The organism is uncultured Halorubrum sp. (assembly GCF_937146585.1).
In the GTDB taxonomy this organism is placed as follows: Archaea; Halobacteriota; Halobacteria; order Halobacteriales; family Haloferacaceae; genus Halorubrum; species Halorubrum miltondacostae.
Window position 1 is genome coordinate 1 of the sequence record NZ_CAKZRO010000084.1, and the last position, 25,324, is coordinate 25,324.

General features: G+C 72.3%; 28 protein-coding genes. 14 read left to right on the plus strand and 14 right to left on the minus strand.

The genetic code is table 11. The annotated features are described in order from the left end of the window. Positions 1 to 148: 148 nt before the first annotated feature. On the plus strand, positions 149 to 805 hold the full coding sequence (locus Q0116_RS07415; protein ID WP_297886690.1) for a bifunctional 2-polyprenyl-6-hydroxyphenol methylase/3-demethylubiquinol 3-O-methyltransferase UbiG: 657 nt from the start codon (positions 149 to 151) through the stop codon (positions 803 to 805). A 67-nt stretch (positions 806 to 872) separates the two neighbouring features. Beyond that, positions 873 to 1,487, plus strand: coding sequence for a thermonuclease family protein (locus Q0116_RS07420; RefSeq protein WP_297886691.1), 615 nt, complete (start codon positions 873 to 875; stop codon positions 1,485 to 1,487). A gap of 238 nt (positions 1,488 to 1,725) precedes the next feature. On the opposite strand, the gene Q0116_RS07425 is transcribed toward Q0116_RS07420, so the two are convergent. Both Q0116_RS07425 and Q0116_RS07430 read right to left on the minus strand, forming a co-directional pair. Then, positions 1,726 to 1,932 (minus strand): hypothetical protein, encoded by a 207-nt coding sequence (locus Q0116_RS07425; RefSeq protein WP_297886692.1) that lies wholly within the window; start codon positions 1,930 to 1,932, stop codon positions 1,726 to 1,728. Positions 1,933 to 2,032: 100 nt separating this feature from the next. Further along, the gene (locus Q0116_RS07430; protein ID WP_297886693.1) at positions 2,033 to 2,728 is read right to left on the minus strand and encodes a hypothetical protein; all 696 of its coding nucleotides are present in this window, start codon (positions 2,726 to 2,728) and stop codon (positions 2,033 to 2,035) included. A 103-nt stretch (positions 2,729 to 2,831) separates the two neighbouring features. Here Q0116_RS07430 and Q0116_RS07435 point away from each other — a divergent pair, with 103 nt between their 5' ends. Both Q0116_RS07435 and Q0116_RS07440 read left to right on the plus strand, forming a co-directional pair. Then, positions 2,832 to 3,590: a hypothetical protein gene (locus Q0116_RS07435; protein WP_308214394.1), complete on the plus strand. Its 759-nt coding sequence runs from the start codon at positions 2,832 to 2,834 to the stop codon at positions 3,588 to 3,590. Positions 3,591 to 3,890: 300 nt separating this feature from the next. Continuing rightward, positions 3,891 to 5,801: a DEAD/DEAH box helicase family protein gene (locus Q0116_RS07440; protein WP_297886695.1), complete on the plus strand. Its 1,911-nt coding sequence runs from the start codon at positions 3,891 to 3,893 to the stop codon at positions 5,799 to 5,801. Positions 5,802 to 5,851: 50 nt separating this feature from the next. Here Q0116_RS07440 and Q0116_RS07445 read toward each other — a convergent pair whose 3' ends face one another. Together Q0116_RS07445 and Q0116_RS07450 are read right to left on the minus strand one after the other, a co-directional pair. Next, positions 5,852 to 6,406: an adenylate kinase gene (locus tag Q0116_RS07445; RefSeq protein WP_297886696.1), complete on the minus strand. Its 555-nt coding sequence runs from the start codon at positions 6,404 to 6,406 to the stop codon at positions 5,852 to 5,854. Then, positions 6,406 to 6,690, minus strand: coding sequence for a hypothetical protein (locus tag Q0116_RS07450; protein ID WP_297886697.1), 285 nt, complete (start codon positions 6,688 to 6,690; stop codon positions 6,406 to 6,408). Before Q0116_RS07450 ends, Q0116_RS07445 begins: the two co-directional genes overlap by 1 nt. A 162-nt stretch (positions 6,691 to 6,852) precedes the next feature. On the opposite strand from Q0116_RS07450, the gene Q0116_RS07455 reads away from it, so the two are divergent. From Q0116_RS07455 to Q0116_RS07475, 5 genes are all read left to right on the plus strand, one after another. Continuing rightward, positions 6,853 to 8,598 carry a thiamine pyrophosphate-binding protein gene (locus Q0116_RS07455; RefSeq protein ID WP_297886698.1) on the plus strand — a complete coding sequence of 582 codons (1,746 nt, stop codon included), beginning with the start codon at positions 6,853 to 6,855 and terminating at the stop codon, positions 8,596 to 8,598. 121 nt (positions 8,599 to 8,719) lie between these two features. Then, a complete protein-coding gene (locus Q0116_RS07460) occupies positions 8,720 to 9,244 on the plus strand; it encodes a hypothetical protein (RefSeq protein ID WP_297886699.1) in 525 nt (174 codons plus the stop codon). A 106-nt stretch (positions 9,245 to 9,350) separates the two neighbouring features. After that, positions 9,351 to 10,415 (plus strand): Gfo/Idh/MocA family protein, encoded by a 1,065-nt coding sequence (locus Q0116_RS07465; protein ID WP_297886700.1) that lies wholly within the window; start codon positions 9,351 to 9,353, stop codon positions 10,413 to 10,415. 57 nt (positions 10,416 to 10,472) lie between these two features. Then, the gene (locus Q0116_RS07470) at positions 10,473 to 11,675 is read left to right on the plus strand and encodes a DUF418 domain-containing protein (RefSeq protein ID WP_297886701.1); all 1,203 of its coding nucleotides are present in this window, start codon (positions 10,473 to 10,475) and stop codon (positions 11,673 to 11,675) included. Positions 11,676 to 11,740: 65 nt separating this feature from the next. Beyond that, positions 11,741 to 11,968, plus strand: a complete 228-nt coding sequence (locus Q0116_RS07475) for a flagella cluster protein (RefSeq protein ID WP_297886702.1) — start codon at positions 11,741 to 11,743, stop codon at positions 11,966 to 11,968. Positions 11,969 to 12,019: 51 nt separating this feature from the next. Here Q0116_RS07475 and Q0116_RS07480 read toward each other — a convergent pair whose 3' ends face one another. Both Q0116_RS07480 and Q0116_RS07485 read right to left on the minus strand, forming a co-directional pair. Continuing rightward, complete coding sequence (locus Q0116_RS07480) at positions 12,020 to 13,633, minus strand: MATE family efflux transporter (protein ID WP_297886703.1); 1,614 nt, start codon at positions 13,631 to 13,633, stop codon at positions 12,020 to 12,022. Between the two features lie 43 nt (positions 13,634 to 13,676). Further along, on the minus strand, positions 13,677 to 14,738 hold the full coding sequence (locus Q0116_RS07485; RefSeq protein WP_297886704.1) for a mechanosensitive ion channel family protein: 1,062 nt from the start codon (positions 14,736 to 14,738) through the stop codon (positions 13,677 to 13,679). A gap of 168 nt (positions 14,739 to 14,906) precedes the next feature. Between Q0116_RS07485 and Q0116_RS07490 the strand changes: the two genes are divergently transcribed. Then, the gene (locus tag Q0116_RS07490) at positions 14,907 to 15,959 is read left to right on the plus strand and encodes an HTH-type sugar sensing transcriptional regulator TrmB (protein WP_297886705.1); all 1,053 of its coding nucleotides are present in this window, start codon (positions 14,907 to 14,909) and stop codon (positions 15,957 to 15,959) included. Between the two features lie 58 nt (positions 15,960 to 16,017). Then, positions 16,018 to 16,374, plus strand: a complete 357-nt coding sequence (locus Q0116_RS07495) for a hypothetical protein (RefSeq protein WP_297886706.1) — start codon at positions 16,018 to 16,020, stop codon at positions 16,372 to 16,374. A gap of 25 nt (positions 16,375 to 16,399) precedes the next feature. On the opposite strand, the gene Q0116_RS07500 is transcribed toward Q0116_RS07495, so the two are convergent. After that, on the minus strand, positions 16,400 to 17,041 hold the full coding sequence (locus Q0116_RS07500) for a ribonuclease HI family protein (protein ID WP_297886707.1): 642 nt from the start codon (positions 17,039 to 17,041) through the stop codon (positions 16,400 to 16,402). Positions 17,042 to 17,169: 128 nt separating this feature from the next. Between Q0116_RS07500 and Q0116_RS07505 the strand changes: the two genes are divergently transcribed. Next, positions 17,170 to 18,147 (plus strand): aldo/keto reductase, encoded by a 978-nt coding sequence (locus Q0116_RS07505; RefSeq protein ID WP_297886708.1) that lies wholly within the window; start codon positions 17,170 to 17,172, stop codon positions 18,145 to 18,147. An 85-nt stretch (positions 18,148 to 18,232) separates the two neighbouring features. Further along, the gene (locus Q0116_RS07510; RefSeq protein WP_297886709.1) at positions 18,233 to 18,703 is read left to right on the plus strand and encodes a universal stress protein; all 471 of its coding nucleotides are present in this window, start codon (positions 18,233 to 18,235) and stop codon (positions 18,701 to 18,703) included. A 10-nt stretch (positions 18,704 to 18,713) separates the two neighbouring features. Here Q0116_RS07510 and Q0116_RS07515 read toward each other — a convergent pair whose 3' ends face one another. From Q0116_RS07515 to Q0116_RS07530, 4 genes are all read right to left on the minus strand, one after another. After that, positions 18,714 to 19,364 carry a DJ-1/PfpI family protein gene (locus Q0116_RS07515; protein WP_297886710.1) on the minus strand — a complete coding sequence of 217 codons (651 nt, stop codon included), beginning with the start codon at positions 19,362 to 19,364 and terminating at the stop codon, positions 18,714 to 18,716. Positions 19,365 to 19,491: 127 nt separating this feature from the next. Then, complete coding sequence (locus tag Q0116_RS07520; RefSeq protein ID WP_297886711.1) at positions 19,492 to 20,181, minus strand: SCO family protein; 690 nt, start codon at positions 20,179 to 20,181, stop codon at positions 19,492 to 19,494. Positions 20,182 to 20,303: 122 nt separating this feature from the next. Then, positions 20,304 to 21,164 (minus strand): sulfite exporter TauE/SafE family protein, encoded by an 861-nt coding sequence (locus Q0116_RS07525; protein WP_297886712.1) that lies wholly within the window; start codon positions 21,162 to 21,164, stop codon positions 20,304 to 20,306. 54 nt (positions 21,165 to 21,218) lie between these two features. Then, complete coding sequence (locus Q0116_RS07530; protein WP_297886713.1) at positions 21,219 to 21,731, minus strand: helix-turn-helix domain-containing protein; 513 nt, start codon at positions 21,729 to 21,731, stop codon at positions 21,219 to 21,221. A gap of 112 nt (positions 21,732 to 21,843) precedes the next feature. Here Q0116_RS07530 and Q0116_RS07535 point away from each other — a divergent pair, with 112 nt between their 5' ends. Further along, positions 21,844 to 22,197, plus strand: a complete 354-nt coding sequence (locus Q0116_RS07535; RefSeq protein WP_297886714.1) for a hypothetical protein — start codon at positions 21,844 to 21,846, stop codon at positions 22,195 to 22,197. Positions 22,198 to 22,252: 55 nt separating this feature from the next. Here the strand turns inward: Q0116_RS07535 and Q0116_RS07540 are convergent, their stop codons facing one another. The 3 genes from Q0116_RS07540 to Q0116_RS07550 form a co-directional block, all read right to left on the minus strand. Further along, positions 22,253 to 23,116: an ABC transporter permease subunit gene (locus Q0116_RS07540; protein WP_297886715.1), complete on the minus strand. Its 864-nt coding sequence runs from the start codon at positions 23,114 to 23,116 to the stop codon at positions 22,253 to 22,255. Then, positions 23,113 to 23,907, minus strand: coding sequence for an ABC transporter ATP-binding protein (locus Q0116_RS07545; RefSeq protein ID WP_297886716.1), 795 nt, complete (start codon positions 23,905 to 23,907; stop codon positions 23,113 to 23,115). The genes Q0116_RS07540 and Q0116_RS07545 overlap by 4 nt, the downstream gene beginning before the upstream one ends. Further along, positions 23,904 to 25,324, minus strand: a 1,421-nt coding sequence (locus Q0116_RS07550; RefSeq protein ID WP_297886717.1) for a nitrous oxide reductase family maturation protein NosD, incomplete at its 5' end; no start/stop codon positions are given. The genes Q0116_RS07550 and Q0116_RS07545, both read right to left, overlap by 4 nt.

Consider the following 25,324-nt stretch of genomic DNA (forward strand, 5'->3'; position numbering starts at 1 on the left):
GTAGATCGACTTGTCCCCCGTTCAATTCGGGGAGGGCGGACTGGATTTCAACACCGTCAGCGATCGCTCGCTGTCGCTGACCGAGTTTCTCACCGGTAGCGAAGCATCGAAGCGGTGATTTCAACCGGCGCACACCGTGCGCGTGCCGATGTCGTTTCCGTCGACCATCGACTGGGACGACCACTGGGAGGCGACAGACCGGGACGAGTTAGACGAGATGCGCGCCGCCGGCGAGCGGATGGTTGACCGACTGGAGCGGCTCTTCGACGGGTTTCCCGCGTCGCTTGCCGACGTCGGCTGCGGTCCGGCGTTCATGCTGTTCGAGGCCGCCCGCCGTCACCCGGACGCGACCCTGTTCGGATACGACGCGGCCGAGTCCGTCGTTCGACGGAACCGATCGATCGCCGACGAGCGCGGGGCCGACACCTTGCGGTTCGAGATGGCGCGGCTCCCGGAGTTGAATGTCGACCACCGGTTCGAGTGCGTCACGTGTATCGCGACGCTCCACTACGTCGCGGACGTCCGGTCGGCCCTCGACGCGCTGTACTCACGGGTTGCGCCCGGCGGGCGCCTGATCTTCAACTACCCGAACGGCCACACTAGACGGGCGTATCTAGAGGACCCGGACGCCGATCCCGAGCGATTCGAACTCGTGCTCGACGGCGAGAATCTCCTCACGTACGAGGCGATCGAGGGAATCCTCTCCCGGAGGCTCCGGAGCTTCTGGAAGGCGGTCGACGAGGACGACTGGCGCTCGATCGGTCGTGCCAACCCTTGCGTGATCGTCGACAAGCCCGAGGGGTGATCCTAGCCAGGCGCGGAACTGACGCCGCCACCACCCGACTTTTCACGGCTCCCGGTGACGAATGCGTATGAGCGTTCGTTGGCGGCCGATCGCGGTCGTCCTCCTCGTCGTGCTGGCCGGCTGCGCCGGCGCGCCGGTCCCGGACGTCGGCACCGACTCGCCGCCCGCCGACCTCGACTCGCCACCGGCGGACCCCGACGGCGTCGACCCCGACGATCCGGCCGACACGGCCTGGACCGTCACCGTCGTCCGCGTCGTCGACGGCGACACGATGGAGGTCGAGTTCCCGAACGGCGAGGTCGACACCGTCCGGCTGCTCGGTGTCGACACGCCCGAGACGAGCGCGGAGTCGACCTCGCCCGGCGAGTTCGAGGGGATCCCGGAGACGGACGCCGGCCGGGCGCACCTCCGGGCGTGGGGCCTTGAGGCGTCGACGTTCGCCGAGTCCGAACTCGCCGGAGAGGAGGTCACGGTCGTCGCCGGCGGGGACCGCCGCGGGGGGTACGGCCGCCTGCTGGCGGTGGTGTACGTCGACGGCGAGGACTTCAACGAGCGCCTGCTGACTGAGGGGTACGCGCGGCTGTACGACACCGAGTTCGCGAAGCGCGACGCGTACGCCGCGGCCGAGGCCGACGCGCGGGAGCGCGGCGTCGGGATCTGGGGCTTCGATGAGTCGGGGTGACACCCTCGACGGGTCCGTACTGCGAGGATGACGGCGAGGAGAACGACCGACGCGTTCAGGCGCTCGGAGGCGCGCAGGGTGTGAAAATGAAGCGGGGACGGTCGACTTCGACCTCACTCACCCGGGCGTCGAGTGGTGACGCGGATCCGCTGGATCCGGCGGCGTTGCGGCCGGCTCGTTACCGGCCGTCGTCGGTGGCGTCGCAGTCGGTACAGACGACGGTCCCGTCTCTGAGAGTTCACGTCGCGGCGACCGCGCCGCAGTCCTCGCAGACCGGTCCGCGCGCCGGACCGTCCTCGCGCTCTTCCAGCGCTTCCGCGGCGCGGGTCAACACGCCGTCCCACGTCTCGCCGTCGCGTTTCAGCTCGCCGAGCCGCGAGCGCGTCGAGATGTCGAGCTTGAGGTTGACTCGTTGTCCACCCAGAGTATCCCAAACGTATCCCACCCACTGATAGATTGGGATACGCTTGGGATACGATCGCTCCCGGCCGTTCGGGTCGGGACGAGCGGGTTCGCTCGCGGTCGACGAGCGCCGTAGTTTCGGATTACCCGTCGAACCGGGCCGCGACCTCGCGTTTCGTCTCCTCGACGATCCGCCGCTCCGCGCGCCGCATCGCCCGCGTCGCCTCGTCTGTGTACTCGACGGAGACTGTCGGCAGCGCGGCCGCGAACGGACCGCCCACGACCTCATCGGGGTCGATCCGCGCCTCGAAGGCGAACGCTGACGGGAACTCCCGCAACACGCCCGTGAACGGGAACGCCTCCTCGACCAGCGCCGTCGCCGCCTCGCGATCGAAGGCGGCGGTGGTCGCCGGCCAGAACGCGTCCTCGGGCCGTTCGACGATCGGGCGCACCGCATCGCCGAGCCGCCGCGACCGCTCGACGATCGCCGTCTCGACCGCGGCCGCGGTGCGGTCGTCGACGTCGGCGGCGAGCGCGTCGTGGAACCCGTCCCGCGCCACCAGTTCGTCGGCGTACGCGTCGATCGGATCCCCGCCGCTCGCGTACTCGAGGACGACGTCGAACTGCGCGAGCGCGTCGTCCCGATAGGCGGCGAGTTCGGGCTCGACGACCCGCCGTTCGAGCGCGTCGGCGTTCTCGCGGAGCCGGTCGACGACCGCGCCCGCCGGTCCCAACCCGACGTCCCGGAGGGCGCGCTCGACGCTGAACTCGCGTCGCGTCGCGGTCACGGCGTCGCCCAGAAACGTCTCGAACCCGGCCCGCGCGGCGGCGCGCGTCATACCGCTCGAACGGCCCGGTCGGAGAAATGGATTCCGGGGTCCACGGAGGTCCGCCCCTGTGTCGGCGTAACACACTTAAGAGCGCGCTCGGTACGATGTCGTAGTGGCATCCCGACAGGGCGGGTCGGGGGACGCGGAGCCCCTCGGGCCCGGATCGACGGAGCGTCGGACCGCTTCCACGACCGCCGCCGCGAGCCGGCGGACAGACGGACGGCCCCGGTCGCCGCCGGAGTCGCCCGCGCGCCGCCGCGCTCGGGCCGGTCGCACTGACTCGACCGGCCGAACCGGCGAGTATCGGTCGGTCGAGTCTCCCCACGGCGGGACGGCCGCCGCCCGCACGCCGGAGGACCCGCCGGTGCGCGATCCGACCCTGTACGCGCTCACTGATCACTTCCGCGAACGGCTGGAACAGCCCGGTCGCTACGTCTCCACGCGCACGGTGAGCGACGCGATCCGCGAGGGACAGCTCCGGTGGAACAGCACCGACGGCTGGCGGTTCGCGCTCGTCGAGGGCGGCGTCCGGTTCGTCGTGGTCGTGAGCGACACGGAGACGAACTCCCCGGTCGTCGTCACCGGCTGGACCGAGGTCGCGGACCGCGAAGACGCGCTGGAGGCCCCGCGGTGGGACGGCGTCGACGTCGACACCATCGCCGTGCGGGCCGCGCTGAGCGAGTCCGCCTCCACGCCGATCCCCGACCGGATCCGACCCCGGACCGTGACCCGCCCGTTCGAGGTGGGCGAACACCGCCTCGAGACCGAGCCGGGCGAGCCGTTCGTGCGCTGTACCGACTGCGGCTGTCGGTTCCGCTCGAAGGAGGGGATCACCTCGCGGCGGTGCCGACAGCGGTCGCCGGGCCGCTAGTAGCGGGCGTTTCGTTCTCCGCGAACGGTGGACGTTTCTGCGATTCGCGAACGACTGAGCCGTGCGATGGCGCGCGCCTCCGAGCGGCCGCCACCGGCGGCCGCGAGGAGCGCGTGCGAGGGAGTCGCGACCGTAGGGAGCGACGAGGCTGGGGAGGCCTGAGGCTGCGGTCCGGGGTGGGGCTTCGGAGGTGTCGTCGGTCGATCGTCCGAGAGCAACCCCGAATGACATTCACAAGATATCCGACGCGTCCCGTCCGCTGACGCTATCCATTTCCGCGTCGCGGCCGAAGCGGCGGTGATGACCGACGACACCGGCGACGACGTCGGCGGCGATCCCAGCGACGACGCCACCGCAGTCGAAGACCTCTCTGTAGATCGCTTCCACGAGGCGCTCGAAGCCGAGGAGCGCCCGGTCGCGACCGCGAGCGAGGTCGCTCGCCGGCTCGGGACTTCGCAGGCGGCCGCTCGCGACGCGCTCGGCGCGCTCGTCGACCGCGGCGACGTGGACCGGCTCGACGTCGAGGCCGACCCCGTCGTCTTCTACCCGCGCGACTGGGGCGCGCTGGCGAGCCGCGAGCGCGTCGTCGTCTTCCCGGAGCGCCGCGAGATCGTCGTCGACCGGCCAACCCAGTACACCCGCGCACGGCTCTCGCAGTTCGCGCACCTCGTCGACACCACGGGCACGGAGCCCGGCACGCGCGGCTACCTCTATCGGATCCGGCAGGAGGACGTGTGGGCCGCGCCGTTCGACGACGCCGACGCGCTCGTGGGCGCGCTCCGGTCGGTGTTGCCGCGCCGGTACGAACACCTCGAAGCGTGGGTGCGCGACCAGTGGCGCCGCGCGCACCGCTTCCGGCTGTACACCCACGCGGACGGGTACGTCGTCCTCGAGGCCGCCTCCGAGAACCTGATGGGGAACGTCGCCGACCAGCACCTCGAGGACGACCACCTCCGCGCGCCCATCTCGGACACGGAAGCGTGGGTGAACGAGGCGGCGGTCGCCGCGGTCAAGCGCGCGCTCTACGACGCCGGCTACCCCGTGGAGGACGACCGCGATCTGGAGACGGGCGACCCGGTCGAGATCGACCTCACCACCGACCTCCGCGACTACCAGGAGACGTGGGTCGAGACGTTCCTCGACCGCAAGTCGGGCGTGTACGTCGGCCCGCCCGGGTCCGGGAAGACCGTCGCCGGGATCGCGACGATCGCCGCGGTCGGCGGCGAGACGCTGATCTTGGTCCCCTCCCGCGAGCTCGCCGACCAGTGGCGCGAGGAGCTGCTGGAGCACTCCACGGTCGACCCCGCCGACATCGGGCTGTACCACGGGGGCACGAAGGACGTTCGTCCCGTGACGATCGCGACCTACCAGATCGCCGGGATGGACAGGCACCGCTCGCTGTTCGACTCCCGGAAGTGGGGCCTGATCTGCTTCGACGAGGCCCACCACATCACCGCCCCCGTGTTCTCCCGGTCCGCGGAGCTACAGGCGAAACACCGGCTCGGCCTCTCGGCCACCCCGGTCAGCGAGACCGACAGCGAGGAGGAGATCTACACCCTCATCGGCCAGCCGATCGGCGCGGACTGGGACGCGCTGTTCGAGGCCGGCTTCGTCCAGGAGCCCGAGGTGGAGATCCGGTACGTCCCGTGGCGCGACGAGATGGCGCAAAGCGAGTACGCCGCCGCGGACGGTCGGGAGCGCAGACGGGTCGCGTCGGAGAACCCCGCGAAAATCGAGGAGATCCGCTACCTGCTCGCGGCCCACCGCGACAAGAAGGCGCTCGTGTTCGTCGAGTACCTCGACCACGGCCGGGCCATCGCGGACGCGCTCGGTGCCCCGTTCATCAGCGGCGAGACGCCCCACCACGAGCGCGCCGAACTGTTCCGACGGTTCCGGGCCGACGGGGAGACGGGGAGTTCGGGCGGCGGCGAGGCGGCCGACGACGAGTCGCTCGACGTCCTCGTCGTCTCCCGCGTCGGCGACGAGGGGATCGATCTCCCGAACGCCGAACTCGCGGTCGTCGCGAGCGGGCTCGGCGGCTCCCGGCGACAGGGGTCGCAGCGCGCGGGGCGGACGATGCGGCCGACCGGCTCCGCGCTCGTCTACGTCCTCGCGACGCGCGGGTCGAGCGAGGAGGAGTTCGCGCAGCGGCAGATGCGCCACCTCGGTCGGAAGGGGGTCCGCGTCCGCGAGACGAACGTCGCGGAGTAGCCCGCGCCCGACGCCGTCTTAGCGCACGCGGGTCGAATCGGATCGCCCGGTCAGATCGCGTCCGCTAGGCGCTCCGCCGCCTCCTCGATCTCTCCCTCGTTCTCGACGAACCGGACGGGCGCGTTCTGGTCGCGCGCGTACTGGAGCGCCGCGGACCGGTTGAGGTCCTGCTCGAAGTCGATCTGGCGTTCGGTGACCCCGTCGAGGTCGCGGTCGCTCGACCGCCTGCGCTCGAGTATCGTCGCCGGTTCCGCCTCCACGAGGACGAACGCGTCCGGCGAGACGTCTTCGAGCACTTCGACGGGGAGCCCCTGGACGTAACCGGTCAGCGTCTCGACCGCGAGGTGCGTCGAGAGGATCACGTTCGTCGTCTCCGCCTCCTTCGCGACGAACTCGCCCGCGCGGCGCTGGAGCCGACGCGTCTCGGGCTGCGAGAGCGTGCCGAGCTTGGCCCGCTCGGTCGCGAGCCCCATCGCGGCCGCCTGCTCGAGCATCACGTCGCCGAAGTTGATCAGCTTGTACCCGTCTCCGAGCCCGCGCCTGACCGCCTGACAGACGCTGGAGAGGCCGACGCCGTTGACCCCCGACACGAGCGTGACGGACATCAGAAGCTCACCTCGTTCTCCTCGTCCCCGGGCATTCCGCCGCGGTCGTCGTAGTACCGGCGGCCGATGAACTGCGCGCCGACGAGCATCATCAGCGTGTCGTAGAGGTCGTCGGCCGAGTCGAACGTCTCGACGTCCGACCGGTCGATGACCGCCCGTATCGTCGTGGACTCGCCGTCCGGCGGCGACAGCTCCGTGTCGCCGACCGTCTCCAGCACCTCGGTTCGGGCCGCCGGAAACTGCAGCTTCCTCGCGAACAGGTCGCGCGTCTCTGGTAAGCGCATACGTGCCATATGACAGCGCACGCGAGGATAAGTGTACGTGTGTAGCGCGCGGCGTCGCCGTCTCTCCGAGGCGTTCCTCGCCCCGCAACGCTGCGCCCAATTCCCGCCCGCGGCTCCGTCGGCGGGCGAAGGTTTCAACACACGCTCCGGCGACTTCGCGACATGGACGCTGACGAGGCCTCGCCCGCCGCCGACAGGGACGACGACTCGCCCACCGTCGCCGAGGCGGTCGTCGACGCCATGCTCGACCGCGGCGTCGACACCGTCTTCGGGATCCCCGGGAAGCAGACCCTCCCGCTGAACCGCGCGCTCGCCGACCGCGACGCGCGCTTCGTCGTCGCCCGCCACGAGACCGCCGTCCCGCACCAGGCGTGGGGGTACGCCGAGACGAGCGAGCCCGGCGCGATGGCGGCCACCTGCGTCGTCCCCGGCCCGGGCGACACCAACGCGATGAACGGGCTGAAGAACGCCCTGAACGACTGTGTCCCCCTACTCCACCTCGCCGTCGAGACCGAGCGGTCGGTCCGCGGCGGCGACGGCATCCACGAGACGCCGCCGGAGACGTACGACACCGTCGTCAAGGAGAACGTCCTCGTCGACTCGCCCGCGGGCGCGGTGCCGGCCGTCGTCGAGGCGATCCGGACCGCCCGCGAACACCCGCAGGGGCCGGTCCGCGTGGGGATCCCGAAGGACTTCCTCGCGGGTCGGACCCCCCAGCCCGCGGTCGGCGAGCGCGAGCCGTCACCGCCGCCGGAACCGCCCGCGACGGCGGTGGACGAGGCCGCAGACCGACTCCGAGACGCCGCCGCGCCCGTCGTGCTCGCCGGCGGCGGGATCAGGCGCGCGGACGCGAGCGACGCGCTCCGGTCGGTCGCCGAGGGGCTCGACGCGCCGGTCGTGACGACGTACAAGGGGAAGGGGACGCTGCCCGAGACGCACCCGCTGTCGGCGGGGGTGCTCTGCGGCGGGGCCAGCGCGGAGCTCCGGGGCCTGCTCGCGGACGCGGACGTCGGCCTCGTCGTCGGCTCCGACCTCGACGCGGTCGCGACCGCCTCGTGGTCCGTCGCGATGCCGGAGACGCTGATCCACGTCACGCTCGACGGCGACGACGTCGGCTTCGGCTACGACGCGGACCTCGGTGTCGTCGCCGACGCGGACCGCTTCCTCCGCGCGCTCGCCGGTCGCGTCGAGGACGGAGCGGCGACGACGCGCGGCGACGACGGCGTCGAACGCGCCGGGGCCGTCCGCGCGGCCGACCGCGAGCGCTTCGCGGCGCTGTCCGAGTCGACGGAGGGCGATGTCGACGGATCGTCGGCCGACGACCGTCCCCTCCGCTCCGTCGAGGTCCTCTCGGCGGTGCGCGACGCGGTCCCGGACGACGCGGTCGTCGCCGCCGACGCGGGCGGGTTCCGGCTGTGGACGCTCGTCTCGTTCCCGGCGTTCGGGCCGCAGTCGTACGTCAACCCCGGCTCGTGGGCGACGATGGGAACCGGGCTCCCGTCGGCGCTCGGCGCCAAACTCGCCAACCCGGACCGCGACGTGGTGGCGCTCACCGGCGACGGCGGGCTCATGATGTGCGTCCACGAACTCCACACGCTGGCGAGCGAAGGGATCGACGTCACCGTCGTCGCGCTCAACAACGACGACTACGCGATCATCAGCGAGGAGGCGTCGCGGTCGTACGACTTCCCGGACCAGAGCTACGGTTGGGCGGAGACCGGCCTCGACCTCGTCGCGGTCGCGTCGGGGATGGGCCTCCCCGCGGAGCGCGTCCGCGAGCGCGACGCGGTCGCCGACGCCGTCGAGCGCGCCCGCGCCCGCGACGGCCCGGCGCTCGTCGAGGTCGTCACCGATCCGGATGAACCGCAGGCGAGCGAGTGGATGACCGGACCGCATCCGAGCGACTGACCCGGTCTCGGCGGCCCGCGCGAGGGCGGCCTCCGTCTGATTCCCGTCTCTGCCCGGTTTCAGCCCGAGCGTTTCCGAGATCTGAAGCGATCTATATGCGTGTCGGCTCGCGACTGTGGGTATGCGCAATCCGTGGGTCCACGACGACGTCCCGGACGACGCCGGGAACGGATACGACGGGCCGGTCGGCCTCCTCGCGGCGTTCATGTGGGGGACGCTGGCCCTCTCGGTCGGCGGGTTCGTCCTGCTCTCCGGCGCGGGCGTCGTCGACCTCGCCGACGGCGGCTCGCTCGGCGAGGTCGTCACGGGCGTCGTCGCCGCGCTGGCGCTGGCGCTGGCGCTCCCGCTCCTGTTGAAGCTGCTCTCGATCTCGCGGGCGCTCGCCGCGATCGCGCTCCTCGCGACGGGCGCGACCGTCGGCCGGTTCGTCGTCGCCCGCGAGCCGGAGCGGTTCCGCGCCCTCCTCGACGCGCGCGACGCCCTCGCCGAGAACGCGGGCTCGCTCGGCGAGCTCCTCGACGTCGTCGACTCGATGTCCCCGGCGACGGTCGACGCCGCAGCGGTGGCCGACGGCGCGGCAGCGGTGGTCGGGAGCGCTCTCCCGGCGGTCGACGCCGCGCTGGCGCTGTTCGTCGCCGTCGCGTGACCGCGACGACTCCCCGAGGCGTCGCGATCGTCGGCGTTCGCCCGCGTCGCTCCTCTCGCGTTCGCCCGGACGTGAGCCTTAACAACGCTCGTGGTGAACGCCGCCCATGACACGTCCGGACGACGTCGCGGTCGGCATCGTCGGCCTCGGCGGTATCGGGTCCCACCACGCGACGAAGCTCGCCGAGCGCGGCGCGAACCTCGTCGGCGGCATGGACGTCGACGCCGACGCCCGCGCGCGATTCCACGAGGAGTTCGGCGTCCCCGCCTACGAGGACGAGGCCGACCTCTACGACGACTGCGACGCCGTGTTCGTCACCACGCCGAACCGGTTCCACGAGGAGTACGCGACGTCGGCGCTGTCCGCCGGCCTCGACGTCCTCTTGGAGAAGCCGCTTGCGCACACGCTCGAGAGCGCCGAGCGCATCGCCGACGTCGCCCGCGACGCCGACGGGTTCTGTATGGTCGGCTTCAACAACCGGTTCGCGGAGCCGGTCCAGGTGATCAAACACTACCAGGACGCGGGGCGGTTCGGCGAGACCACCCACGTCGAGGCGAACTACGTCCGGCGGCGCGGCGTCCCCGGACGGGGCTCGTGGTTCACGTCGGCGGACGTCGCCGGCGGCGGCGCGCTCATCGACATCGGCGTCCACGCGATCGACCTGGCGCTCTACTTCCTCGATCACCCGGAGGTCGTCGAGGTCACCGGGGAGACGCGGTCGGAGTTCGGCGGCCGCGACGACTACGCGTACGTCCACATGTGGGGCGACGACGTCGGCCCGGAGGGGTTCGACGTCGACGACTCCGCGTCGGCGTTCGTCCGCGCGGCCGACGGCAGCACCGTCTCCCTGGAGGTCGCGTGGGCGACGAATCGGCCGACGACCGACGAGTTCGTCGTCCGCGGCACCGAGGCGGGCGCGACGTTCGACCGCGGCAGCGACGACCTCACCGTCCACGAGGCCGGAGTCGGCGGCGGACACCACCTCACGGATGCGACCGTGGAGACGCGCGACGGCGACGCGCACGCCGCCGAGCAGGCGACGTTCCTCGAGGCGGCCGCCGCGGGCGAGCCGCCGTCGATCAACACCGTCGAGGAGGGGCTGCGCGTCCAGCGGGTCGTCGACGCGATCTACCGCTCGGCGGAGACCGGCGCGGCGGTGCGGCTGGACTGATCGCCTGACCGTGATGGGAACCTATTCGGTGCTGGGCGGCGTTCGCGGTGACAACTCGTGACCCGCGACCCCGGCCCGACGCCGCCCTCCGACCGGATCACCAGCCTCGACGCGCTCCGTGGTTTCGCGCTGCTCGGCATCCTCGTCATCAATATCCGCGTCTTCTCGATGCCCGAGCAGACCCTGCTCAACCCCACCGTCTACGGCGACTTCACCGGGCTCGACTACTGGACGTGGTTCCTCGGCCACGTGTTCGCGCAGGCGAAGTTCATCACGGTGTTCTCGGCGCTGTTCGGCGCCGGCGTCCTCCTGTTCGTCGAGAGCAAGGAGGAGAAGGGCCAAGACGCCGCCCGCCTCCACCTCCGCCGGACCGCGGTGCTGATCGCGATCGGGCTCCTCCACGCGTACCTGCTGTGGTACGGCGACATCCTCGTCACTTACGGGCTCACCGGCATCTTCCTGCTGTTCGTCCGCGACCTCGACGCGCGGCGGCTCACCACGCTCGCGGGGGTGTTCCTGCTGTTCGTCCCCGCCATCGAGCTGTTCGCCGCGGTGTCGATCGGGGGCGAGGCGATCGCCGCCCAGTGGCAGCCCGCGGAGGCCGCGATCCGAGAGCAGGTGGCCACCTACCGCGGCGGCTGGCTCGACCAGATGAGCCACCGCGTCTCCTCGTCGTTCCAGCGACAGACGTCCGGGTTCATCGGCCAGAGCTTCTGGCGCGTCGGCGGCGTGATGCTGCTCGGGATGGCGCTGTACAAGAAGGGCGTGCTGACCGACGAGCGCTCGACGGCGTTCTACCGCCGGCTCGTCGCCGGCGGGGTCGTCGGCGTCGGGATCGTCGTCGCGGGCGTCGCGTACGTCGAGGCGAACGACTGGAGCGCCGGGGCCGCGCTCTACTGGCGGCAGTTCAACTACGTCGGGAGCCTTCTCGTCGCCGGCGGCTACGTCGGCCTCGTCACCCTGTTCGTTCGGTGGCGCGGGGAGGGGCTCGCGACCCGCGCGCTCGCCGCGGTCGGCCGCACCGCGTTCACGAACTACCTCCTCCAGACGGTCGTCGCGACGACGATATTCTACGGCCACGGGCTCGGGCTGTTCGGCTCCGTCAGCCGCGTCGAGGCGATGGGGATCGTCGTCGCGATCTGGGCGGTCCAGGTCCCGCTTTCTGTGCTCTGGCTGCGGTACTTCCGGTTCGGCCCCGTCGAGTGGGTGTGGCGGACGCTCACCTACGGAGAGGCTCAGCCGATGCGGCTGGGGAACTGAGGCCGCGTTCTCCGAACTGAGACTCGCGAGGACACGTTCAACACCCCGCCGACGAACCCCCGCACATGAGCGGCTTCGACGTCCACGACCACCGCCACGAACTGAAACAGCTCCGCGACTCCGGCGCGACGAGCCTCTGGGAGAACCGCGAGGAGACTGTCTGTCCGGTGTGCGAGGACGTCTTCTCGCGGCTGTTCGTCACGAAGCAGGCGGGGACGACGTTTCCGGAGAACGACGGTGCGCGGTTCTGTCTCCTCCGCGACGGGGACGCTGTGTACCTCTTCCGGCACTGACCGCGGCGTCGCGCCGAGGGTCGCCTCCCCGTCGCGCCGCAGACCTGCCGGTCAGTCGTCTCCGACGGGGTCGACGCCGGGCTCGGGCTCGTCGATGTACCGATCGGTCCACGTACCGCGCGAGAACCACGCGACGCCGAGGATGGCCCCGAGGACGTTCCCGAGGGCCATGCCGACCCAGACCCCGGTCTCGCCCCAGCCGGCCACGAACACGAGGTAGGCCACGCTCGCGACACGCCCCACCCAGAGCGTGACGATCGAGATGACCATCGCGGTCTTCGTGTTGCCGGCCCCGCGGAACGCGCCGAGGATCACCTGCGAGACGCCGATGAAGGCGAACTCCACCGAGCGGATCCGCACGTACTCGACCGCGTAGCCGATCGTCGCCGGCGCGTCCGGCACGTCGCCGAGGAAGGCCCCGACGATTGGCTCGGTGAACGTCACGGCGACGACCGCGACGAGGAACATCACGCCCGCGCCGGTCGTGGCGGCGAACTTCACCGCCTTGCCCGCGCGGTCGGCGCGGTTCGCGCCGAGGTTCTGCCCGACCATCGTGTCGATGGCGCGGCCGAGCCCCATCGCGGGCAGGAAAACGAGGGAGATGAGCCGGTTGCCGAGCCCGTAGGCGGCGACGACCGGCGGCGAGAACGTGACGATCATCGCGGTGAGCGTGATCATCGCGAGCGCGCTCGTCGTCTGCTCGACGCTGGAGGGGAGGCCGAGCCGGAAGATGTCGCGGATGAAGTCGAGGTCGGGCGCGAGGTGGCCGAGCGTCACGTCGGGCCCGTACCCGGTCCCGAACAGGATCCAGAGGCCGATGGCGGTCGCGACGCCGCGCGAGAGGATCGTCGCGAGCGCGGCGCCCCGGATCCCGATGCCGGTGATCCCCGTCATCGAGAGCAGGGTCGCCTCCAGCGCGACCGGGTCGAGCGCCGCGAGGCCGGGCACCGCGGCGAGCCACGCGAACAGCGGGTTCCCCTCGAAGCCGAAGATGAAGAACGGGTCGAGGAGGACGTTCAGCAGGACGGAGACGAACATCACCGCCATCGGCGTCCGCGTGTCGCCGTAACCGCGCATCAGCGCCGAGAAGACGAAGAAGCCGAACATCAGGGGGATCCCGGCGAAGATGACCTCCATGTAGTCGGCCGCGAGCGGGATCACCGTCGCCGCCGTCTCCGCGTCGCTCGGGAGGATCTCGAGGGCCGGGCGGGTGTAGAAGTAGCCGCCGATCCCGATCAGCACGGAGAGCACGGAGACGGTGAATATCGTCTGTCCCGCCACGAGCCCCGCGGAGCCGTCGCCGTCGGCCCCGGTGTACTGCGCGACGAGGATCGCGCCCGCCGTGGTGAAGCCGCCGGCGACCGCGATCAGCAGGAAGATGAGGGGGAACGCGAGGCTGATCGCGCCGACGGCCTCCGCCGAGAAGCGGCCGAGGTAGAGGGTGTCGACGATGTTGTACGTGACCTGTAACAGCTGGATGACGACGATCGGCCACGCCAGGCGGAACAGCGGTCGGAGGAGGCTCCCCTCGGTGATCGACCCGCCGTCGAGGGGGCCGTCGTCGGGGCCGCCGGCCGGACCGTCGTCAATGGAGGCCTCGTCGGCTCCGCCGGCCGGACCGTCGTCGGAGGGGTCGTCCGGGTCGGCAGCGGGCTCGTCGCTCACTGGGGTAGAACGACGGGCGCGCTCTATCAGGCTTCCGATCCGGTCACCGGCCCGCTCCGCCGTCGCCGCGGTCGTCGCGGTCGGCGTCGGCGGAGACGTCCTCTACGGCGGTGCCAGCGTCGCCCGCGGCGTCGCCGTCGCGGTCCCCGCGCTGGCGCAGCGCGTCGGAGTCCGGAGCGGTCCGCGCACCGGCCTCGGCGTTGACCCTGGCCACCCCCGAGGTGTCGTCGAAGACGAGGTGGCGGTGCGGGTACGCCATCTCCACGTCCGCGTCGGCCAGTCGCTCTCGGATCCGGGTGTTGACGTCCGACTGGACCTTCGACAGCTTGTACGGCTTCTTCACCCAATAGCGGAGCCGGAGGAGGATCCCGTTGTCGCCGAACTCGTGGAGTCGACAGTCGGGGCCGGCCATGTACCGCGCCACGCCGATCCGGATGTCGGGCCCGCCGTCGATGACGGCGTCGCAGTCCCGCGCGGCGCGCTCGATGGTCCGACGCGCCTCGGGGACGTCGCTCTCGTAGGTGACGAGGACGTCGATCGACCGCCGCGTCCGCTCGTCCTCGGCCGAGAGGTTCGTCACGTCGCGCTCGCGCATCGTCCCGTTCGGAACGACGAGGAAGGTGTTGTCGACCGTGAATATCTTCGTGTACCGGATCGTGATGTCCTCGACGAACCCCGCGGTCCCGTCCTCCAACTCGATCATGTCGCCGATCTCGAACGGCTGGTCGGCGAGGACGAACACGCCGTTGATGAAGTTCCCGACGATCGGGGCGAGGATGATACCGATGACCGCCGAGAACACCGCCGTCCCGAGGAGGAGGTCGGAGAACCGGAACCCGGCGGCCCCGAGACCGACGAGGAGCGCGGCCCCGATCGTCCCCGCCCGGACGCCGCGGACGATGGTCTGCGCGACGCTCTGTCGCGACACGCGGCGCGCCACCGGCCGACCGATCAGCCGGACGAGGAAGTTGGCGAGGACGACGCCGACCGCGAGCGACGCGACGACGGTCAGCAGGCCGGCTCCCGGGAGGTCCGCGAGCCGAGCCGCGACCTCGGCGGCCCGCGAGATGACCCCCACGACCGCCGTCCCGTCCCGAGAGACCATGCCGATTCGCCGTCGGCCACCCGAAAAAGCGTTTCTCCACGCGAACGGCCGCGGGCGGGAGAACCGACGGCCGGGAGCCGGACGCGCCGAGCGGAGGAGGTGACTCCGAAAACGCGTACAACTCGGCTCATAGTAAGAAGTTATAATCCCCGCCCCCCTTCTCCCGGTATGACAGACGATCTCCGGGACACGCTCGATCGCGTCGGAGACCGATTCAACCTCGGCGAGTACGAGATCGACGCCTACCTCGCGGTGCTGGAACACGGGGAACTGACGGCGAGCGACATCGCCGACCGGACCGACATCCCGCAGCCGCGGGTGTACGACACCGTCCGGAGCCTCTCCGACCGCGGGCTGGTCGAGCTGCGCGAGTCGCGGCCGATGAAGATCGTCGCCGTCGACCCCGAGGACGCCTTCGGCGAACTGCGCTCGTCGTTCACCGAGATGGTCGACGAGCTGGAGGCGCGGTACACCGCGCCGACCCGGGAGACGGAAGCGGTGTCGCTCGTCAAGTCGCGCTCGACGATCCTCCGGTACCTCGAGGAGGTCATCGCGAACGCGGAGTACGAGCTCGCGCTGTCGCTCACGCCCGGGCTCCTCCGGCGGTTCCGCGACGAGCTCGCCGCGAAGGTCGCCGCCGGCGTCAGCGTCGAACTGCTCGTCACCCCGGCGTCGAACGCGCCCGACCCGACGGAGTTCGACTACCTCGAAGTCGCGACGATCGCCCGCGCCCGCCGCGGCATCACCACGCCGGTCCTCGCGGTCGGCGACGGCGAGTACTCCGTGTACGCCACCCAGGACGCGCTCCGGGACGACCGCGAGCGCTACGGCGTCATCTTCAACCGCTCCGCGCTCGGCTTCCTCGTCTCGGGCTTCTTCGGGACGGTCCTGTGGACGACCGCGGAGACGCTCGCCGCCGACGGGGAGGAGCGACCGTTCCCGCGCCGCTACGCCTCCATCCGCCGGGCCGTGAAGGACGTCCGCGAGTTCGACGACGAGGAGTTCTACGCGACCGTCGAGGGCCGCGACATCGAGACCGGCGAGGAGGTGACGGTCCGCGGGAAGGTCGTCGACGTCGCGATCGTCGAGACCGAGGAGGTGGCGTCGCTCGTCGTCGAGACCGAGAGCGGCCGCGTCGAGATCGGCGGCCGCGTCGCCGCCCTCGAAGACGTCGAGGGCCAAGAGATCGTGATCGGCCGGGGCGAGCCGCCGGCGCTGTGAGGCGGGGTCGGCGCGTCGCGGCGGCGGCGTTCAAGTGCCCGCGGACCGAAGCGCCCCCGTGACCGACGACGCGTTCCCCGACGACGAACGGGAGGCACCGACCGTCTCCTGCGAGCGGTGCGGCCGCGAGTGGCGCCTCGACCGCGAGGTCGAGGAGATCCCGCCCGGGGGCCACGCGGTCGAGCAGTTCGCGCTCGACCACGAGCGACACACCGGCCACTACCCGGACGACGTGAATCCGTGGACCGCCCGCTGCGAGCGCTGCCCGGGCGGCGAGCGGTTCCTCGCGGAGCGGCCCGCGCGACGCTGGGCGCAGACGCACGCGCGCCACACGCGCCACGCCGTCCGCCTCGACCCCCCGTCGGGAGACTCGGAGGTCGTCTCGCCCGAGGACGACGACGCGGACCGGTCGTAGCGCGCCCGCGACTCCCCGCCCCCCGTCACGGACCGAGCGCGGCGATGTCCGCGCCGACGGCGGCGCGGGCGTCGGCCGGGTTCGGGTCGCTGTCGACCAGGTGGGTCCACTCGCAGGCGGGCAGCGCGGCGATGCGGTCCCGGATCGCGGGGCGGTACGGCGCGGCCGACGCGACCCCGTCGCCTTCGCCCCAGATGTCGTCGATGACGGTCCGCGAGTCGATCCGGACCTCGACGGCGGTCGGGTCACAGCGCGCGGCCAGCGCCTCCAGCCCGAGGTGGAGGGCCGCGTACTCCGCGGTGTTGTTCTCGGCGCGCGCCCCGACGGGTCGACCCAGTTGTCCGAGGGGGTCGTCGTCGACCAGCAGCACGGCCCCCGCGCCGGCAGGCCCCGGGTTGCCGCGCGAACTCCCGTCGACGTAGAGGACGACCTCGTCGGGGGACTCGCGTCGGTCGTCGCCCGTCGGCGGCGGGTCGGCGGCGAGGACCGCCTCGACCGCGGTCCGGATCTCGGCGTCGGTCGTCGTCGGGTCGAACAGGCCGCCGTAGCCGGTCACGGCGTCGTCGATGGCGTCGATCGCCGGCCGCATCTCGTACCCGTACAGGGCGAGGACGTCGTCGACGCGGCTCGCCAGCGGCGAGAGCCGGTCGGTGGGGAGTTGGTCCACGGCTATCGCCCCCGCGAGCGCGTCGTTTCGACCCGACTCATCACGTTCCGCTTCGGCGGCACAGTGATAAAGACGACGGCGAGGAGCGCGAACCGAACGCATTCGTACCCGCCGCGCGTGGCCGTCGTATGGAGTACACCACGCTCGGGAGTTCGGGGACGAAGGTGAGCCGGATCGGGATCGGGACCAACACCTTCGGCGGCGACGCCGAGTGGCACCTCTCGGCCGACGAGGCCCAGGCGGTCGTCGACACCGCGATCGAACACGGGGTCAACTTCTTCGACACCGCGAACGCGTACAACACCGGCGAGAGCGAGCGGGTGCTGGGCGAGGCGCTAGAGGGGTACGACCGCGACCGGCAGGTGATCGCGACGAAGGTGTACTTCCAGATGGACGACGAGGACCCGAACTCGGGCGGGCTCTCGCGGAAGGCGATCGAACAGGAGCTGTCGAACAGCCTCGACCGGCTCGGCACGGACGCGATCGACCTCTACCAGATCCACCGCTGGGACGACGACACGCCGATCGAGGAGACGCTGCGGACGCTCACCGACGCCGTGCGGCGCGGGGACGTCAGACACCTCGGGGCGTCGTCGATGTGGGCCCACCAGTTCGCGGCGGCGCTCCACGCGGCCGAGCGCGGCGGCCACGAGCCGTTCGTCACGATGCAGAACCACTACAACCTCGCGTACCGCGAGGAGGAGCGCGAGATGGTCCCGCTCTGCGAGAAGCGCGGCGTCGGCCTGATCCCGTGGAGCCCGCTCGCCCGCGGGTTCCTGACGCGCCCGCACGACGAGCTGGAGACGACCGTCCGGGGCGAGACGGACCAGTACCTCCACGAGCGGCTGGAGACGTACGCGGTCGACGGCGGGAAGGAGACCAACGAGCGGGTCGAGGAGCTCGCCGCCGAGAAGGGGGTGAAGATGGCGCAGATCGCGCTTGCGTGGCTGCTCCACCAGGACGCGGTCGACGCGCCGATCGTCGGCGCGCGGAAGCCGGAGTACGTCGTCGACGCGGTCGAGGCGCTCGACATCGACCTCTCCGACTCCGACCTCGACTGGCTGGCCGAGCCGTACGAGCCGGTCCCGATCGCCGGCCACGACTGATCTCTCGGGGTCGCCCGCGCGCCGTCGACCGCGGGGAGTCGCCACACCGACAGTGTATTTACGTTACGAGCGCGACCGGTTCGACATGACCCTCGTCGTGGTCCCGGTTCGATTCCCTCCCTCGTCGCACTCGGCGGCGACGCTCCGAGAAGCGGCCCGCGTCGCCGAGGAGCGCGACGCCGACCTCACCGTGCTCCACGTCGACCTGTTCCAGCGCTCCGGCGGCGTCTCTCGCAGCGACCTCAAGCGCGCGGTCGAAGAGCGGATCGGCCGGCTCGACCGCGTCCGCTACGTCGTCCGCCGCGGGTTCCTCGTCGAGGAGACGATCCTCGAAGAGATCGTGGCGGAGGGGGCCGACGTCGTCGTCATCGGCTCGAAGCAGGCCGGGCGGTGGCGGCGGATGGTCCAGAAGCTGCTCTCCGACCCCGACATCGACGAGTTCCTCCGCGGCCAGCTCGACTGTACCGTGATCACCGTCGACGCCGACGGCGAGACCACGGGCGACGAGCGAGACGGCGACGGCGACGTTCCTCTCCCGAACGACGGCGACGACTGACGCCGTCGGCCTACGCCGCGACCTCGTACCGCCGCTCGTACTCGATGACCGTCGCCACGCGGTCGGCGACGTCGCTTCCGAACTCGCGCTCGACGACGTACAGCGCCAAGTCGATGCCGGAGGTGACCCCGCCCGCCGAGAGGAGGTCGCCGTCGTCGACGACGCGCGCGTCGACGACCTCCGCGCCGGACTCCCGGAGCTCATCGACCGCGTCGGCGTGCGTGACGGCCCGACGGCCGTCGGTGACGCCCGCTTCCGCGAGCAGCATCGACCCGGTACACACCGAGGCGATCCGGGTGCCCGCCGCGTGGTGCGCGGAGAGCGCGTCCGGCACGTCGCCCTTCTGCGCCTCGGCCCACGCGCTCGCCTCCTCGTCGCGCGCGCTCCAGCCGCCGCCGGGGACGACGAGCAGGTCGGGGGCGTCGTCGGCGTTCGCGTCCGGAAGCGTCCCGTCGACTCCGACGCGGGTCCCGTGGCTCGCCGTCACCCGGTCGCGGTCGTCGAGGGTGACGTACCGGACGCGACCCGGTCTCTCGGCGTCGTCGCCCTCGTCGCTCTCGTTTCCCTCGGCGGCGAAGCCGAGCGCGTAGTCGAACACCTCGTACGGGCCGATCCCGTCCAGTTCGTCGAACCCGTCGTACAGCAGCACGTCGACGTTCACACCGCTCCGGAGGGCGGCGGGCGGCTTGTGCGTTCCCCTCGGTGGAATCCGCCCCCTCACGCGACCGCCGGTGTGCGACGCGGAGCGACCCCGAGGCGCGACTCCGCAGGGCCACCGCCGCGCCGGGTCAGTCGTCCGCGAACGCGGCCACGACCCGCTCGACGTCCGCGGCGACGCGCTCCGGGTCGACGCGCTCGCCGCGGTAGGCCCGCTCGACGACGCCGTCCGGGTTGACGAGCAGCGTGACGACGAGGTGCGTGAAGTCGTACCCCGGGAGGCGGTCGCTCTCGGTCGTCCGCTCGAACCCGATCCCCAGCCGGTCCTCGACCACGGTCTTCGCGCGGGCCGGCGTCTCGGGGCGGAGGTAGCGCCAGTTGCCGGCGTCGCGGTCGACGCCGATCGTCTCGGCGTTCTCGCGGAGCGCCGCCGCGTCGTCGCGCTCGGGGTCGAAGGTGATCGGGAGGAAGTACACGTCGTCGGTCAGTCCCGCCTCCGCGACGCGGCGCTGGACCATCACCCACTGGCGGAGCAGGATCGAACACTCGACGGGACAGAAGGTGAACACGCCGGTCACGAGGGCGGTGCGGTCGAGCGCGTCGCTGTCGACCGTCTCGTCCGCGAGCGGGGCCGGGAGCTCGAACGACGGGAGCGGCTGGCCGTACGCCGGGTACGCGAGGTCCGCGCTGTCCGCGAGCTGGTCCTCCTGCGGGCTGAGCACGACGCCGTCCGGACTCCCCCCGAACAGGCGCGAGGTACAGCCCGCGACTGACCCGGCGGCCGCCGTTCCGACGCCGGCGAGCAGCGTTCGGCGCTTCATGTCCGAGGGATCGGGCGAGCGGCGCATAACGCGTCTGGTGCGATCGACGAACGGGCCCGGCCGGCTCACCCGCCGATCCCGCGGCGGCGACGGGACGTCGCTCCGCTCCGCCGCCGGACCGCTCAGAAGGGGGCGTAGTACGGGATCGGCGGGTGCGGGAGCGGGACGCCGAGCGTCGCGAGCCCGTGCTGGAGCGGGACGTACCCGAGCGCGACGAACGCGACGCCGAGCACGCGGTGGATCCGGAGCCGTGTCTCGAGGCGGATCGACCCGAACACGGTGCCGAACAGCAGCATCGACGGCACCGTCCCGAGGCCGAGGAGCCCCAGCGACGCGGCCCCGCCGAGCGCGCTCCCCTGGACGAACGCGTACAGGAAGGCCGGGTAGAGGAGCGGGCACGGCAGAAACCCGTGGGCCGCCCCGAGTCCGGCGATCCGCCAGTCGCCGACCCACGCGTCGACGCGGGCGACGATCCGGTCGCTCACCGCGCTCGCGGCCCGGTCGAACCCCGGTATCGGGACGGACTCCAGCTTCAGTCGGAGCGCGTACCGCGCGCCGACGGCGATGATCGCCGCGCCGACGAGAACGCCGGTGAGCGCGTGGACGTCGTCGGCGACGGCGGTGACCGTGCGGCCCGTGACGAACGCGAGACTCCCGGCGAGCCCGAAGAGGCCGCCGAGGACCGAGTAGCTCGCCGTCCGACCGAGGTTGAACAGCGCGTGCTGGCGCACCTGCCGCACGGTGAGGTCGTCGTCGCGCCCGCGCCCGCCGCCCCCCTCGCCGGCCCGCATCCGGTCGGCGTAGGTGGTGACGAGCGGCCCGCACATCCCGAGACAGTGCGCGCCGCCGAGCAGTCCGACGAGGAGGAAGACGCCGAGGCCGAGCGAGTCGGTCGCGTAGAGAGACCCGCTCGGTCCGCAGGTCGCCGTCCCGACGCCCGCGACGAGCGACCGGAGTGCCCCGGTCCCGGTGAGAATGCCCATACGGGACGAACGCGTCCCGGGGCGCTAACCGATCTGGTGCGAACGGCGAACGGGTCAGCCCTCGGCGTCGAGGAGCGAGTCGACGGTGCGGACGAAGCGGTCGACGAGCCGGTCGGGCAGCGAGGGCGACACCTCGTCGAGCAGCGCCGCCGTCCGGTCGGGGCGGGCCAGCGAGACCGTCATCGGGCGGTCGGGCGACTTCTCGACGATCCCGTGGTCGGCGAGCGTCGAGACGTGCCACGACACCGTGCTCTTCGCGAGGTCGAGGCCGTCCGCGAGCGCCGCCGGCCGGGTCGGCCCCGACGCGTGGAGCCGGACGACGATCTCCCGCGCGGTCTCGCGCCTGAGGAACGCGAGGGTCCGCCGGTCCCACGCGTCCGTGTCCGGGTCGAAGTAGTGCGCGCGCCCGCCGATCCGCTCGACAGCCAGCTCGCCGTCGCGGACGAGCCGCCGGAGGTGGTACTGCGTCTGCCCCGTCGCGATGTCGAGCTCGCGGCTGATCCGGTTGAAGTGGACGCCGGGCGTGCCGCGGACGTGACGTCGGATCCGGGCTCTGGTGTCCGACATTTCTGACTGTTCGTGCTACCGTCGGACGGCATAAAAGGGGCTCGTGCGGTCCCCCCGTCTGAGAACGGCGACCGGGAGTGTCTTCTTATCCGTCGCCGCCGAAGGGGGGAACGTGACGGGATCGCTCTCGGGGTCGGTGTCGGCGCTCGCCGGGTGGTCGGTAGAGGGGTCGCTCCCGATCCTGGCGGTCGTGGTCGCCGCCGGACTCGGGACCAGTCTCCTCTTCGCCGTCAGTCTCGCCGCGTACCGACGCCGCCGACGGGCGCAGTACCGACTGATCTCCCTCGCCGTCGGCGCGCTCCTGGCCCGGTCGGTCGTCGGCGCGGGGACCGTTCTCGGGGTCGTGCCGATGCCGGTCCACCACCTCCTCGCACACAGCTTCGACTTCCTGATCGCCGCCCTCGTCCTCTACGCGGTGTACGCGCACGCGCCGGGGGCGGTCGGCGACGACGCCGCGACCGAGTGACGCGCCGCCGAGGGCGCGTCGGACGTCCCAAGAAGAGCCTCCCGGTCCCGTAGGCTCACTGTCGGAACCGTCCGCGGGTCCGCTCGAGCGCCACGTCGACGTGCGACCGGAACGCGAGGATCGCCGCGGCCGCGACGCCCCCGCCGACGGTCCAGCCGACGAGCGAGGCGACCGCCCGGCCGCTCGCGACGAACCCGCCCTCCGGCGCGAAGGCGACGCCGATCACGTGCTCGAAGACGAGCCCCCTGAACGCCCCGTTGGGCGTGAGCGCGATCGACCCCGCGACCCCGCTCGCCGAGCCGCCGGCCGACAGCGCCCGGAGGATCGCGAGGTCGCCGCCCACGACCCCCGCGAGCAGCGCGAGGACGGCGAGCGCGACCGCGCTCCGTCGGCTCGTCGCGACCACCGACACCGCCGCGGACAGCGACAGGTACGCCGCGCCGAACAGGACGACGAGCGCGAGGAACCGGACGAAGAGCACCGGCGAGTCGACGCCGGCGTGGGTGGCGAAGATGCCCGTGTCCGGGGCGGCGGTGAGCCAGACGTACGCGCCGACGAGCGCGAACGGCCCGCCGACGATCGCGACGAGCGCGGCCGTCCGCGCCAGCAGCACCCCGAGGACGTACTCGGCCGCGCTCACGGGGTACGTCCGGATCACGGCGAGCTCGCCGCTCGCGGCGTCGGCGAACAGCGCGCGGTAGCCCAACACGACCGCGAGCAGCGGCACCAGCACCTCGGTCGGCAACAGCAGGTCGACGACCGCTGGGACGAACCCGGTCGCGCCGCCGCCGCCGACCGCGACGAGCCCGCCGAGGACGACGAGCAGCCCGATAGCGAGGACGGCGTACCCCGGCGTCCGGCGCACCGTCGCCAGCTCGCGGCGGAAGACGAGCCAGACGCCCGCGGCCGCGCTCGTCATCGGTCCGACACCCCCGCGACGTGGACCGACTCCGCGTCCCGCTCGCCGTCGGCGTCGCCGTCGCTCCCCTCGTCGTCGACTCCCGGTCCGTCCGGCGAGCCGCCGACCACGGCGCGGTACAGCTCGCGGACGTCGGCGGCGTCGTGCTCGGCGAGCAGTCGCTCGCGGGGTCCCGCCGCGGCGACGGACCCGCGGCGGAGGACGACGACGGCGTCCGCGTGCGCGTCGACGAGGTCGAGGTCGTGCGAGCTCACGACGACGGCCGCGTCGTCGCCCGCGCGGGCCGCCGCCCGGAACGCCCGCTCGCGCATCTCGGGGTCGAGGCCGCTGGTCGGCTCGTCGAGGACGACGACCGCCGGGTCGCCGAGCGTCGCCTGCGCGATCCCGAGCAACCGGCGCATCCCGCCCGAGAGCGCCTCGACGCGCTTGCCGGCCGCGTCGGCGAGCCCCACCCCCGTCAGCGCGGCGTCCGGGTCGCCGTCGACGAGCGCCGCGTAGAACCCGAGCGTCTCGCGGGCGGTGAGACCGTCGCGGAACGGGACCCGCTGCGGGAGGTAGCCGACGCGCTTGTCCCCGCCCTCGCGCGGGCCGCCGTACCGGTACCGGACCGTTCCGGCCGTCGGATCGACCGCACCGGCGAGCACGCCGAGCAGCGTCGACTTCCCGGAGCCGTTGGGACCGACGACCGCGGTGACGCCCGTTCCCACGGACAGCGACACGTCGGTGAGGACGGGGACGCCGCCGTACGTGCGCGTGACCCCGTCGAGCGTCGCGGACGGTTCGTCGGTCATCGCCTGCCCCCCGCGGTCGCGAGTCGGTCGGAAGGGGGCCGCGGCGTCGGGCCGCGGAGCGCCGTGGCGTTCGCCGACTCCCCGAGCGCGGACCGCCAATCGGTCGGGATCGGTCGGTCCGCGTCGGCGCCGGCCGTCGCGGCGTCGACTCGCTCCGGATGGTACGGCGCGGGCGCCGGCGCCGGGTCGACGATGCTTCCGGACCGCGCGCCCGGAACGGTCCCGCGGAGGCGGTCGAGGAGCCGGGCGGCGGGCGACTCGCGAACCGTGACCGCGCTCGCCTCGCGGTGGAGCGCCGCGTCGACCGGCGACGTCGGGCGGTACGCGCGGCTCCCGGCGTCTTGCGGCCCGACGTTCGCGCCCTCCCAGTAGTTCCCGCGGTCGCCGTCGGCCCACACCCGCAGCGCGCCGGCACCGGCGGCGGCGTGGTCCCCGTTGCCGACGAAGTCGTTCGCGACGACCCGGCTCGACGGGACCACGGTCGTCGCGCGCGCGCCGAGCTCGTTGTCGACGACGACGTTGTGCTCGTACAGCGACCCGCGGGCGCTCGTGGAGAAGCCCAGCTCGTTGCCGACCAGCGTGTTGTAGCCGAGGTACGTCTTCGTCCCCGACGCCTGGATCCCCGCGCTCGACCCCCGGACGTCGTTGCCGACGATCACGTTGCCGGCGGGCCGGGTCATCACGGTGATGCCGGCGAACAGCTCGTTCCGGTACGCGTTGTCGGCCACCAGCGCGTCGCCGGTGTACATGAGGTGCGTCCCGTACCGGTTGTCCGCGAACGTCGAGTTCCGCACGACGGAGCCGTCCGCGCGGTGGAGGTAGATCCCGTCGCGGCCGCCCTCGAACCGGCTGTCGGCGACGGTGACGCGGGACTCCATTCCGGTGATACCCATGAACCCGTCCTGCCACTCGTCGGTCCCGTCGACGCGGAGCTCCGTGACGGTCGCGTCGGAGCCCTCGCGGAGCAGCAGCCCGCTCGCGTTCGTGTCGACGACGACGTCGTCGACGACCAGCCCCGGCGCGCCGACCGCCTTGATCCCCGCGTCGCCGTAGCCGTATCCCAGCTGGATGTTCGTGTCCCACGTGCCGCCCTCGGGGTCGCGCGACTCGCGGGCCGCGTCCGGGTCACGCGTCCGGTTCCCGGTCCCTTCGATCCGGAGCCCGGTGAGCGCCACGTCCGGCGCGCGGACCGTGACCACCGAGCCGTTTCCGTCCCCGCGGACGCGGGTCGGTCCGGTCCCCGCTCCCCGAACCCCGCCGCCGGCGATCGTCACGGACCGGTTCACGGTCACCGTCTCTTCGTACGTTCCGGGGGGGACCACGACGGTCGTGTTCGCCGGCGCCGCGTCGACCGCCGCGGCTATCGTCGGCGCGTCCTCGCCGACGACGACCGAGACCGGTCGGTCGGCCCGCCGCT

Bases quoted from the DNA above. Each gene is read 5' to 3' on its own strand.
- Q0116_RS07415 (WP_297886690.1), top strand. From the start codon at position 149: ATGTCGTTTCCGTCGACCATCGACTGGGACGACCACTGGGAGGCGACA.
- Q0116_RS07420 (WP_297886691.1), top strand. From the start codon at position 873: ATGAGCGTTCGTTGGCGGCCGATCGCGGTCGTCCTCCTCGTCGTGCTG.
- Q0116_RS07430 (WP_297886693.1), bottom strand. From the start codon at position 2,728: ATGACGCGCGCCGCCGCGCGGGCCGGGTTCGAGACGTTTCTGGGCGAC.
- Q0116_RS07440 (WP_297886695.1), top strand. From the start codon at position 3,891: ATGACCGACGACACCGGCGACGACGTCGGCGGCGATCCCAGCGACGAC.
- Q0116_RS07445 (WP_297886696.1), bottom strand. From the start codon at position 6,406: ATGTCCGTCACGCTCGTGTCGGGGGTCAACGGCGTCGGCCTCTCCAGC.
- Q0116_RS07450 (WP_297886697.1), bottom strand. From the start codon at position 6,690: ATGCGCTTACCAGAGACGCGCGACCTGTTCGCGAGGAAGCTGCAGTTT.
- Q0116_RS07455 (WP_297886698.1), top strand. From the start codon at position 6,853: ATGGACGCTGACGAGGCCTCGCCCGCCGCCGACAGGGACGACGACTCG.
- Q0116_RS07460 (WP_297886699.1), top strand. From the start codon at position 8,720: ATGCGCAATCCGTGGGTCCACGACGACGTCCCGGACGACGCCGGGAAC.
- Q0116_RS07465 (WP_297886700.1), top strand. From the start codon at position 9,351: ATGACACGTCCGGACGACGTCGCGGTCGGCATCGTCGGCCTCGGCGGT.
- Q0116_RS07475 (WP_297886702.1), top strand. From the start codon at position 11,741: ATGAGCGGCTTCGACGTCCACGACCACCGCCACGAACTGAAACAGCTC.
- Q0116_RS07485 (WP_297886704.1), bottom strand. From the start codon at position 14,738: ATGGTCTCTCGGGACGGGACGGCGGTCGTGGGGGTCATCTCGCGGGCC.
- Q0116_RS07490 (WP_297886705.1), top strand. From the start codon at position 14,907: ATGACAGACGATCTCCGGGACACGCTCGATCGCGTCGGAGACCGATTC.
- Q0116_RS07505 (WP_297886708.1), top strand. From the start codon at position 17,170: ATGGAGTACACCACGCTCGGGAGTTCGGGGACGAAGGTGAGCCGGATC.
- Q0116_RS07510 (WP_297886709.1), top strand. From the start codon at position 18,233: ATGACCCTCGTCGTGGTCCCGGTTCGATTCCCTCCCTCGTCGCACTCG.
- Q0116_RS07520 (WP_297886711.1), bottom strand. From the start codon at position 20,181: ATGAAGCGCCGAACGCTGCTCGCCGGCGTCGGAACGGCGGCCGCCGGG.
- Q0116_RS07525 (WP_297886712.1), bottom strand. From the start codon at position 21,164: ATGGGCATTCTCACCGGGACCGGGGCACTCCGGTCGCTCGTCGCGGGC.
- Q0116_RS07530 (WP_297886713.1), bottom strand. From the start codon at position 21,731: ATGTCGGACACCAGAGCCCGGATCCGACGTCACGTCCGCGGCACGCCC.
- Q0116_RS07540 (WP_297886715.1), bottom strand. From the start codon at position 23,116: ATGACGAGCGCGGCCGCGGGCGTCTGGCTCGTCTTCCGCCGCGAGCTG.
- Q0116_RS07545 (WP_297886716.1), bottom strand. From the start codon at position 23,907: ATGACCGACGAACCGTCCGCGACGCTCGACGGGGTCACGCGCACGTAC.